Raw genomic sequence first — 6,422 nt, 5'->3', positions numbered from 1 at the left:
GAACCAGGTACCCACCCCGTAGAACCACGCATGGTCCCCCGCGTCCCCCGTGCCGATCGTGGTCGGCATGGTGCACATCGAGGTGGACGAAGCCCGCTGCGACGGCTTCGGATTCTGCGAACAGGCCGCCCCCGAGGTCTTCGGACTCGACGACGACGGCGTCGTCACCGTCCTGCTGCCCGAGATCCCCGCCGAGCTGGCGGCCAGGACCGAGGCGGCCACCCGGGCCTGCCCGGTGGCGGCGCTGAGGATCCGGTCGTGACACCCGGAAGCGGCGGGTCCGGCGGGACCAGCAGCACCAGCGGGACCGGCGGGCCACAAGGGGCGACCGGAAGCGGCGGGGCCCACGGGGCGGACCGGACTGGCGGGGCCGCCGGAACCGTCGACGCCGTCGGCACGGGCGGGCTCCCCGGCCCAGCGGACACCGGCGGGACGGCCGGCACCAGCGGGACGGCCGGCACCAGCGGGGCATCCCGGACGGCGCGGACGCGGCGCGCGGTCGTGGTCGGGGGCTCCCTGGCCGGGGTGACCGCCGTGGACGAGCTGCGCGGGCAGGGCTGGGACGGCCCGATCACGCTCGTCGGCGACGAACCGTGGGCCGCGTACGCCCGGCCGCCGCTGTCGAAGGGCGTACTCAAGGGCACGGAGGACGCCGGCGCGCTGGTGCTGCCGGAGAGCGGCGAGGCCGAGGTGCTCACCGGGACCCGCGCGACGGGCCTCGACCTCACGGCACGGCGCGTACGGGTCCGGAACGACGACGGATCCGCGGACGACCTCCCGTACGACGCCCTCGTCATCGCCACCGGCGCCCGCGCCCGCACCCTCGGCCATCCCGGCGAGCGGACGCTGCGCACCCTGGACGACGCACTCCGGCTGCGGGCCGGAGTCACCCGCTCCCGCAGCCTGTTGGTGATCGGCGGCGGCTTCCTCGGCATGGAGATCGCGTCGGTCGCCGCCGAACTCGGCCTGTCCGTCACCGTCGTCGACGTCCGCACGCCTCTCGTCACCACGCTCGGGCCCTATCTCGCGGGTCTGTTCGGGCGGGCGGCATACGAGCGGGGCGTACGGACCGTCGTCGCTCCGGACGGGGTGACACCCGCGCCGTACGGTGCCGAACTGGCCGACGGCACACGGCTGGAGGCCGATCTGGTCGTCACCGCGGTCGGCTGCCGGCCCAACACCGAGTGGCTGGAGGGCTCGGGGCTGACGCTGCTCGGCGGGGTGGTGGTCGACGAGCGCTGCCGGGCCGGCGCCCCGGACATCGTCGCCGTGGGCGATGTCGCGGCGTTCCCCACCGGCGACGGGCGGTTCCGCCGCACCCCGCACTGGGACAGCGCCATCGGCCAGGCGAGGGCGGGGGTCGCCGCCCTGCTGAACGGCGACAGCGCGCCGCCGTACACCCCCCGCCCGTACTTCTGGACCGAGGCGTTCGGCCTCGCCGTGAAGCTGGCCGGGGTCCTGCCCGCCGCCGGGGAACCGGCCGTGCTCAAGGGGTCGGCGGAGGCCCGCTCGGCGCTGCTGCGCTGGGACGACCCGCACCACCCGGTCGCCGCGGCCCTCAACCACCGCATCCCGGTCGCCCGGCTCCGCGCCCTGGCCGCCGCCTGACCGGCTGCCCTCAACACCCTCACCGATCGAAGGAGATCACCGTGACCCTCGCCGCCCCCGCCCTCACCTCCGACGCCGACCTGTTCAGCGAGGAGGCGCTCAGCGACCCGTACCCCCAGTACCGGGCCCTGCGCGACCTCGGCCCCGCGGTCTTCCTGAGCCGCCACGACCTGTGGTTCGTCTCCCGCTACGCGCAGGTGCGCTCGGCGCTCGGCGACTGGGAGACCTTCTCCTCCGCGCAGGGCATAGGACTCAACGACGACTTCAACCGGGCGTGGAGCAGCGCTCTGATCCACATGGACCCGCCCGCACAGACCGAGCAGCGCAAGCTGTTCACCGAACGGCTCTCGCCACGCGCCCTGCGCCCGGTGGCCGGGGACATCGACCGGCGTGCGCGGGGGCTGGTGGAGCGGCTGCTGGAGCGGGGTTCGTTCGACGCGGTCACCGACCTCGCGCAGGACCTTCCCGTACACGTGATCATGGACCTGATCGGCTGGCCCCAGGAGGGGCGGGACCAGTTGCTCGACATGGCGGCGGGCTGGTTCGACTCGGCGGGCCCGGAGGTGCCCCGTACGGCGGCCTCCTGGCCCAGGGTGCAGGCGCTGATGGCGTTCCTCACCGAGGTCGTCGCGAAGGAGGACCTCGTACCGGGCGGCTTCGGCTGGGACCTGCTGGAGGCGCGCCGGCGCGGCGAGATCCCCGTCGAGGGGGCGATCGGGCTGCTGGCGGGCTATGTTGTGGCCGCGTTCGACACCACCATCGCGACGCTGTCCAGCGGGGTCTGGCTGTTCGCCCGTCACCCCGAGCAGTGGGAGGTGCTGCGCTCCGAGCCCGCCCTCGTCCCGTCGGCGCTCAACGAGATCGTGCGGATGGAGAGCCCCATCCAGGTCTTCTCCCGGGTCACGACACGCGACGTGGACCTCGGTGAGGGGGCGCTGATCCCGGCGGGGGCCCGCGTCCTGCACAGTTACGGCTCCGCCAACCGCGACGAGCGTCACTTCCCCGACCCCGACCTCTTCGACGTCCGCCGCAACCCCGCCGACCACCTCGGCTTCGGCTTCGGCAACCACGCCTGCGCGGGCCAGGGCCTCGCCCGCCTCGAAGTACACGCCGTGCTGAAGGCGATGGCCGAGCGCGTGGAGCGCATCGAACTCGACGGCGAACCGGTGCGCGCGCTCAACAACATCACGCGAGGGTTCGCCGGCCTGCCGGTGAGAATGCGCTGACACCGCGTTGAGCTGAGCGGGAAGCGCCGTGGGGCCGCGGGAGTTCGCCGACTGCGGGCCGCCTGTGGCTGGCCGCGCGGTTCCCCGCACCCCCAACGGGCCCGCGGCCCCTTGGGGGCGCGGGTCAGCGCCATGGCTATGACAGCTGCGACTGGACCTGCGAGGAGATCAGCTCCAGGTGATCCAGGTCGGCCAGGTCCAGGACCTGGAGATAGATCCGCTGGGAGCCGGCCGCCTGGAAGTGCCCGATCCTGTCGACGACCTCGGCGGGGGTACCGGCCAGCCCGTTGGCCTTGAGCTCGTCGATCTCGCGGCCGATCGCGGCGGCACGGCGGGCGACCTCCGCGTCGTCCTTGCCGACACAGACGACCAGCGCGTTCGAGTACACCAGGTCGTCGCCCCTGCGCCCGGCCGCCTCGGCCGCCGCGCGCACCCGCCCGAACTGCCGCTCGGTGTCTTCGACCGAGGCGAACGGCATGTTGAACTCGTCGGCGTACTGCCCGGCCAGCCGCGGCGTGCGGTTCGCACCGTGCCCGCCTATGAGCACCGGCACCTTGGCCTGCGCCGGCTTCGGCAGCGCGGGCGAGTCGGTCAGCTGGTAATGGGTGCCCTCGTAGCTGAAGGTCTTGCCGGTCTCCGTCGCCCACAGCCCGGTCACGATGGCCAGCTGCTCCTCGAGCCGGGCGAACTTCTCCTGCGGGAACGGGATGCCGTACGCCGTGTGCTCCTCCTCGAACCAGCCCGCGCCCAGGCCGAGTTCGACGCGTCCGCCCGACATCTGGTCGACCTGCGCGACCTGGATCGCGAGGACACCGGGCAGCCGGAAGGTCGCAGCCGTCATGAGGGTGCCGAGCCGTATGCGCTTGGTCTCGCGGGCCAGTCCGGCAAGAGTGATCCAGGCGTCGGTGGGACCGGGCAGACCGTCGGCGGATCCCATGCGCAGATAGTGGTCGGAACGGAAGAAGGCATCGAACCCAAGGTCCTCGGTGGCCTTGGCGACGCTGAGAAGGGTGTCGTAGCCGGCCCCCTGCTGGGGCTCCGTGAAGATACGCAGATCCATGTTTCCCATCCTGCACGCTCGAATACCGGTCAACCGCACCGGTCCGTTGCCGAGACCGTAGTCGGGTCTCAGCATCCCGGGGATTTCGGCCCGGAAGGTCCGTCTCGTCACCAAAGAGTGAGGGCTTCGGCTTGAGTACGGTCTCTCGCTTCCGTCTGCCGCTGGTGCGGCAGGGCTGCGCCACCTGCCCGCCCCGCCTCCGCCTTACGGCGGGGGCGGGTGGCGCGGGTCTTCTGGTCGGCTCCACGAGGCTTCGACACCGCCTGGGTGGTGCCCTGGTCTCCGGCCACTCCGGTACCAGTTACTGCGGCTGCCGCGAGAGCGGCGAGGTTGAGTGCGGCGTTGTGGTCCCGGTCGATGACCAGGTGGCAGGCGTCGCATTCGTAGGTCCGGACGTGCAGCAGCAGCTTGGCTTTCACCGCGCCGCACCCGGAACAGGTCTTCGAGGACGGGTACCAGCGGTTGGCGACCACGAGACGGGTGGCGTGGCGCTGGCCGGTCTTGTAGTCGAGCTGGCGGCGGATCTCCCCGAATCCGGCGTCGGCGATCCTGCGGGCCAGGCGCCGGTTCTTCAGCATTCCGGCGACGTTCAGGTCCTCGGCCACGACGGTGCCGTACTCGGCGGCCACAGCGGTGGTGAGCTTGTGCAGGGCGTCTTCGCGTAGGTTCGCCACCCGGTGGTGCACCTTGCCCAGGGCCGTGTTGGCTTTCTCCCACCGCTTCGACGGCTTGCGTCCGGTGCGCCGGTCGGGGCCCTGGCGGCGGGAGACGATCCGGGAGGCGCGGCGCAGCTGCCCCCGTGCCCGGTCGTAGTGCCCGGGGTTGGGCACGGTGCGGACCTCGCCCGTCGAGTCGGCCATCACCGCGAGGGTCTTCACCCCGAGGTCGATCCCGACCGCCACATTCGGACGCGCCACACGCTCAAGGTCCCGCTTGACCTCCACCTGGAAGGAGACCAACCAGCGTCCCCGCTCGTGCCGCACCGTGGCGGACAGGATCCGGGCCGTCCCGGCCTGGACGCGGGTAAGGAGCTTGAGGGCGGGTTCGTGGGTGCGCAGTGTGCCCAGCCGGGGCAGGGTGACGTGCCGGCCATCTTGCTCGACGCGGATGGTGCCGGTGGTGAACCGGCAGGAAAGGCGCGCCTTCCGCTTGGCCTTGAACCGCGGCGCGCCCATCCGGGCACCTTTGCGCTTGCCGTTTTTCGACTTCGCGTAGTTGTCGAACGCGGCCGACGCGTTCGCCAGACCGGTGGAGTACGCCTCCTTGGAGTTCTCCGCCCACCAGCCGGCGAACCCGGGGTCGGTGTGCTTGGTCTCATTGAACGCCTTCCGCAGCGAGGGCAGCGACCACGGCCGCCACTCGGTCAGCTCCTCCTCGCAGACGCCGTAGGTCTCCTCGGCGCGGCGCTGCCACCAGGAGGCGGTCACCCAGCCGACAGCCCAGTTGTAGGCGGCACGCGCGGCGCCGCAGTGCGAGCAGAGCGCCTGTTCCTGGGCGGCGTTCGGGTCCAGCGCGTACCGGTACGCCTGCACCACGAACCCGGGCTGCGGACGGAACGTCTTCACTCGGCGTCCTGGCCTGTCGCCACGGCCACCGCGCGGGCGGCACGATTCTTCGCCGCCCGCCGTCCGTACAGGCGGGCGCACATCGAGGTCAGTACCTCGGTGATGTCGCGCACCAGGTCGTCGGCGGTCTCGGCGGGGTCGAGGACAATCAGGCGCCGGCCGGACGCGGACAGTACGGCTTCGAGGTGCTCGACGCCGAAGCGGGCCAGCCGGTCCCGGTGCTCGATCACGATCACCGCCGCCTGCGGATCGGACAGCACCCGGTGCAGCTTGCGGCGCCGCCCGTTCAGCCCCGAACCCACTTCCGTGACGACCTCGGCGACGGCCAGGCCCAGCCTGTTCGCGCCTGACACCACCCGGGCAGCCTGCCGGTCAAGGTCGGTCTTCTGGTCGGCGGACGACACGCGGCAGTACGCCACCACACGCCCGGACGGCTGGACGGCGACCTCGTCGACCAGCCACGTCCCGGACGGCGCCTGGCGGACGGGGACGGGCATCTTCCCGTCCTTCACCCACCGCCAGGCGGTCTGGTAGCTCACGCCCTGCTGACGGGCCCACTCCGAAAGCTTCACAAGACCAAAGTATCTGAGACACACGACTAGATATGACTATGAACGACTAGAAAATCTGTAGCAGTCTTCATCCCTCGCCCGCCCCGCCGCCCCGGTCGAGTGAAAATTCGTCAACCCGATGCAACGCGCCGAACTCGCGCAGTGACCCGTCCGAGCGGTGATCGTTGGCGTGGGCGGTGCCGGACCGCCCGGCGCCCGTCACCGGCGGCCGCTGCCGGGACGCTTGCGGGCCCCACGCCGGGGCCGAGGGCCGAGGAGGCCGTGATGTCCCAGGAAGCCGTGCCGGAACCATCCCTGCCCGCGCAGCCCACAGGGCTGCTCCAGCAGATGGAGATGCTGATGGCAGCCCTCAACGCCGACCTGTCCCAGCTCGACGCGGACCTCTCGGGCC

Annotated in this window: 6 protein-coding genes; 3 read left to right on the top strand and 3 right to left on the bottom strand. The window is 72.0% G+C overall.

Annotated elements, in window-relative coordinates; genetic code table 11:
* The first annotated feature begins 67 nt into the window (after window positions 1–67).
* Genes FNH04_RS39240 through FNH04_RS39230 form a run of 3 tightly spaced genes read left to right on the top strand, consistent with a single transcriptional unit; the run spans window position 68 to window position 2,834 of the window.
* Window positions 68–262 (top strand): ferredoxin, encoded by a 195-nt coding sequence (locus tag FNH04_RS39240; protein WP_152790786.1) that lies wholly within the window; start codon window positions 68–70, stop codon window positions 260–262.
* On the top strand, window positions 259–1,608 hold the full coding sequence (locus tag FNH04_RS39235) for an NAD(P)/FAD-dependent oxidoreductase (protein WP_322725162.1): 1,350 nt from the start codon (window positions 259–261) through the stop codon (window positions 1,606–1,608). Before FNH04_RS39240 ends, FNH04_RS39235 begins: the two co-directional genes overlap by 4 nt.
* A 41-nt stretch (window positions 1,609–1,649) precedes the next feature.
* Window positions 1,650–2,834 (top strand): cytochrome P450, encoded by a 1,185-nt coding sequence (locus FNH04_RS39230; protein WP_322725161.1) that lies wholly within the window; start codon window positions 1,650–1,652, stop codon window positions 2,832–2,834.
* 136 nt (window positions 2,835–2,970) lie between these two features.
* Here the strand turns inward: FNH04_RS39230 and FNH04_RS39225 are convergent, their stop codons facing one another.
* The 3 genes from FNH04_RS39225 to FNH04_RS39215 all read right to left on the bottom strand — a co-directional run bounded on the left by FNH04_RS39225 (window position 2,971) and on the right by FNH04_RS39215 (window position 6,031).
* Window positions 2,971–3,894 (bottom strand): LLM class F420-dependent oxidoreductase, encoded by a 924-nt coding sequence (locus FNH04_RS39225; RefSeq protein WP_152790784.1) that lies wholly within the window; start codon window positions 3,892–3,894, stop codon window positions 2,971–2,973.
* A gap of 107 nt (window positions 3,895–4,001) precedes the next feature.
* Window positions 4,002–5,459 carry an IS607 family element RNA-guided endonuclease TnpB gene (gene tnpB, locus FNH04_RS39220; protein ID WP_322725160.1) on the bottom strand — a complete coding sequence of 486 codons (1,458 nt, stop codon included), beginning with the start codon at window positions 5,457–5,459 and terminating at the stop codon, window positions 4,002–4,004.
* Complete coding sequence (locus FNH04_RS39215; protein WP_322725158.1) at window positions 5,456–6,031, bottom strand: IS607 family transposase; 576 nt, start codon at window positions 6,029–6,031, stop codon at window positions 5,456–5,458. Before FNH04_RS39215 ends, tnpB begins: the two co-directional genes overlap by 4 nt.
* Between the last annotated feature and the right edge of the window lie 391 nt (window positions 6,032–6,422).

It is taken from the genome of Streptomyces phyllanthi, assembly GCF_009377205.1.
In the GTDB taxonomy this organism is placed as follows: domain Bacteria; phylum Actinomycetota; class Actinomycetes; order Streptomycetales; family Streptomycetaceae; genus Streptomyces; species Streptomyces phyllanthi.
Note: the sequence above shows the minus strand (reverse complement) of the source record. Positions and strands in the feature narration are given on the sequence as shown.

What these genes read in the sequence shown, in the direction of transcription:
- FNH04_RS39240 (WP_152790786.1), top strand. Translation starts at nt 68, where the DNA reads ATGGTGCACATCGAGGTGGACGAAGCCCGCTGCGACGGCTTCGGATTC.
- FNH04_RS39225 (WP_152790784.1), bottom strand. Translation starts at nt 3,894, where the DNA reads ATGGATCTGCGTATCTTCACGGAGCCCCAGCAGGGGGCCGGCTACGAC.